3 protein-coding genes are annotated in these 3,285 nt (G+C 72.2%); 2 read left to right on the plus strand and 1 reads right to left on the minus strand.

Annotation, left to right across the window (positions count from 1 at the left end; genetic code table 11):
• Positions 1 to 203: 203 nt before the first annotated feature.
• Positions 204 to 1,040, minus strand: coding sequence for an SGNH/GDSL hydrolase family protein (locus ACFXPK_RS23050; protein WP_385078192.1), 837 nt, complete (start codon positions 1,038 to 1,040; stop codon positions 204 to 206).
• A 343-nt stretch (positions 1,041 to 1,383) separates the two neighbouring features.
• Here ACFXPK_RS23050 and ACFXPK_RS23055 point away from each other — a divergent pair, with 343 nt between their 5' ends.
• Positions 1,384 to 1,923 carry a helix-turn-helix domain-containing protein gene (locus ACFXPK_RS23055; RefSeq protein WP_385007802.1) on the plus strand — a complete coding sequence of 180 codons (540 nt, stop codon included), beginning with the start codon at positions 1,384 to 1,386 and terminating at the stop codon, positions 1,921 to 1,923.
• Positions 1,920 to 3,236, plus strand: a complete 1,317-nt coding sequence (locus tag ACFXPK_RS23060) for an MFS transporter (RefSeq protein WP_385007800.1) — start codon at positions 1,920 to 1,922, stop codon at positions 3,234 to 3,236. Before ACFXPK_RS23055 ends, ACFXPK_RS23060 begins: the two co-directional genes overlap by 4 nt.
• The last annotated feature ends 49 nt before the right edge of the window (positions 3,237 to 3,285 follow it).

The following is a 3,285-nucleotide window of genomic DNA, read 5'->3' on the forward strand; positions in this document are numbered from 1 at the left end:
GGGGCCCGGATTACAGGATGATCCGGGCCCCTCCCCCTGTCCGTCTCTCCGTCCGCCCCCCGCCCCGCCCCGGGCGGGCCCGGGCGCACCCCAACACCCCCGGCCACCCCCCGCCGAGCCGCGCCCGCCGGGCCCCCCCCCCCCCCCGCGCCACCGTCATCCTGTCCGTGACCCGCGGAGCCGGAGCCCGTCGGTTCCCGCCGTCAGCCCGTGATGGCGTTGAGCGCGGGCAGGTAACCGTCCCGGTGCCCGGCCTGGTTCGGGTGGTACGACTCGTTCAGCTTGTCCCACTCCAGGCTCGTCACCCAGGTGGGGTTCCCCGAGCAGATGGCGTGCGCGTCGAAGGCCGGCCGCGGGTCGAGGAAGGTGAAGCCCGCGTTCGCCGCCTGCTGCGCGAGAACGGTGTTGAGGACGTCGGCCGCCGAGTTCAGCGCGGTGCGCTCCGTGTCGCTCAGCCCGAGGATGCCGCAGTTGCCGCCGATCTTGTAGAGCCGGGGATATCCGACCACGACCACCTCGGCGTTGGGCGCCGCCCCCCTGACGGCCGCATAGGTGTCGGCCAGCGCGCCCGGCAGGACACCGGTCGCCGCCGCCTTCGCGGCCTCGACCCCGGCGACACAGTCCTTGTCGTCCAGGGTGAGGACACAGTTCTGGAGAACACTGACGAAGCCCACGTCGTTCCCGCCGGCCTGCACCGTCACCAGCGTCGCGTCCGCGGTGAGCCGGGGCACCTGCAGGCTCTTGATCTCCGCGGCGGTCGCTCCGGAGCAGGACGCCTCCACGAAGGAGTACGAGGGGTGCTGCGCCGCCCACAGCCGGGGGTAGGACAGCGGCCCGCGCCGACAGGCGTCGTTCGGGTCGTCATAGCTGCGGGTGCCGGGCCCGACGGCGTAGGAGTCGCCGAGAGCGACGTACTTCCCGGCCGCCTCCGCCCCGGACGGAGCGGCCTGAGCGGTGGGGGCCGCGATGACGGTGAGACAGAGCGCGGCGGCCGCGGCGAGAAGAGAGACCAGCGGTCTGTGTGCGCGTACAGGGCGCATGCGAACTCCCGTGTGTGGGGGGAAACGTGACTACACCGAAGTATCAGTTCAACAATTCGGGCTCGATAACTCCGGTGAAAATCAGGGGTGTTCCGTGATCCGGGAAACACATCGAGGAAGCTCCGCCTCGTCCGGGCGCGATCGCCCGCGGCACTCCGGTACACAGGTGGTGGTCTGCCCCGCGCGGCGCTGGAAGGGGGACGGAAGCGCCGACCGCCGCTGCCCGCACCGCTGTCGCCGTTCGTCGTCGGCCGCGGCGACACCCCGGTCCGCCAGGACGGCGACAGACATCCCTCAAAGAAGTGTTTGACAGTGCGCTGAGCGGGGCCGGATACTCGTGCCCATGTCCGCTGCCGAGAGACGCACGGAGCTCAGCGGTCTGCGTGCGCTGGCCCATCCGCTGCGCCTGCGCCTGCTGTCCCTGCTCACCGCGCATGCCATGAGCGCCAGTGAGGCCGCGCGCGAGCTGGGCGAGTCGCAGGCGAACGTCAGCTACCACATGCGTCATCTGCACGCCGCCGGCCTGCTGGAGATGGTCGAGGAGAGCACCGTGCGCGGCGGCCGGGCCAAGCTGTACCGCCACAATCCGGCGAGCGGGGAGTCCGTCTCCGACGGATCCCCCGACGACTACGCGGGGCTGGCCGCCGCCCTCTCCGAGGAGCTGCGACGCCGCAGCCGCGAGCGGGTCGCCGGGTCGCCGGGGGCGTTCACCGACGCCGAGCTGTGGCTGCCCCCCGAGGCATGGGAGCGGGTGCGGGAGCTCGCCGTGGAGCTGGGGGTCATCATGCACGCCGAGGCCCGGCCGCCGGACACACCCGGGACCGTACGTGCCAGCGCGACGCTCATGCTGTTCGAAATGGCCCGAGAGGGGACCTCAGAGTGACCGAGCGAGCCGAGAAGGCTTCCGTTCTGGCGTCCTTACGCCATCGGAACTTCCGCAACCTGGTGTTCGGCCGCACCATGACCCACTGCGCCAACTCCATGGCGCCCATCGCCCTGGCCTTCGCCGTCCTGGACCTGACCGGCTCCGCCGTCGATGTCGGGATCGTCGTCGGCTCGCGGTCGATCGCCAACGTCCTCCTCGTCCTCTTCGGCGGCATCCTCGCCGACCGTGTGCCGCGGGCCCTGATCCTTCAGGGGTCCAGCCTGTCGGCCGCGGCGGTGCAGGCGGCGGTCGCCGTGGTGCTGCTCACTGAGGCCGCCTCGCTCGGCGTGCTCATCCTGCTGAGCGTGGTCAACGGCGCGGTGGCCGCCGTGTCGATGCCCGCCTCCGCCTCGCTGGTCCCGCAGACCGTGCCCGCCGGGGAACTGCGCGCCGCCAACGCCCTGAGCCGCATGGGTGTGAACACCGGCATGATCGTCGGCGCCTCGGTCGGCGGCATGATCACGGCCGTGTTCAGCCCCGGCTGGGGCATGGCCGCCAACGCCGTCGTGTTCGCGGGCGCCGCCCTCGCCTACCACGGGGTACGCGTGCCCCGGACGAAGTCGGCACCGGACGAGCCCTCCCAGCCGCTGCGCGAACTCCGCGAAGGATGGAAGGAGTTCACCGCACGCACCTGGGTGTGGGTGGTGGTGCTCCAGTTCTTCGTCGTCAACGCCGTGACCGCGGGCGGCATCCAGGTGCTCGGACCGACCATCGCCAACAGCACCTACGGGCGCACCGCCTGGGGGCTGGTGCTGGCCACACAGATGGCCGGCGCGCTCATCGGCGGGTTCGTGGTGGGCCGCTCCCGCTCCCGTCACGCCCTGCGCATCGGGGTGGCCGTGGTGGCGCTCGACGCCCTGCCGCTGATCGCGCTGGCCGAGGCGGCGCCCCTGGCACTGCTGGTGGTGGCGATGTTCCTCAACGGGCTCGCCCTGGAGCAGTTCGGGGTCGCCTGGGACGTGTCGCTCCAGGAGAACGTCCCGCCCGACCGGCTGGCCCGCGTCTACTCGTACGACATGCTCGGCTCGATCCTCGCCCTGCCCGTCGGGGAGATGACGGCAGGCACCCTCTCCGAACGCTTCGGGTCGCGCGCGACGCTGCTCGGCGGTGTCTGTCTGGTCCTCTCCGCCACCCTCGCGGCACTGTGCAGCAAGGACGTCCGCTCGCTGACCGTCAAGGGCGGACTGGTGGACGCCGAGGCGCCGGGCGCGCCCGCCGTCGCGCCCGGCACCGTCGCCGCCACCGAACCGACACGGGATCCGGCGGGCTGAGGACCATGAGGCCCAGGAGGGTGAAGCGTGCCACCGACCGGACCGGTCG

The organism is Streptomyces sp. NPDC059142, assembly GCF_042755665.1.
In the GTDB taxonomy this organism is placed as follows: Bacteria; Actinomycetota; Actinomycetes; order Streptomycetales; family Streptomycetaceae; genus Streptomyces.

Bases quoted from the DNA above. Each gene is read 5' to 3' on its own strand.
- ACFXPK_RS23055 (WP_385007802.1), top strand. From the start codon at position 1,384: ATGTCCGCTGCCGAGAGACGCACGGAGCTCAGCGGTCTGCGTGCGCTG.
- ACFXPK_RS23050 (WP_385078192.1), bottom strand. From the start codon at position 1,040: ATGCGCCCTGTACGCGCACACAGACCGCTGGTCTCTCTTCTCGCCGCG.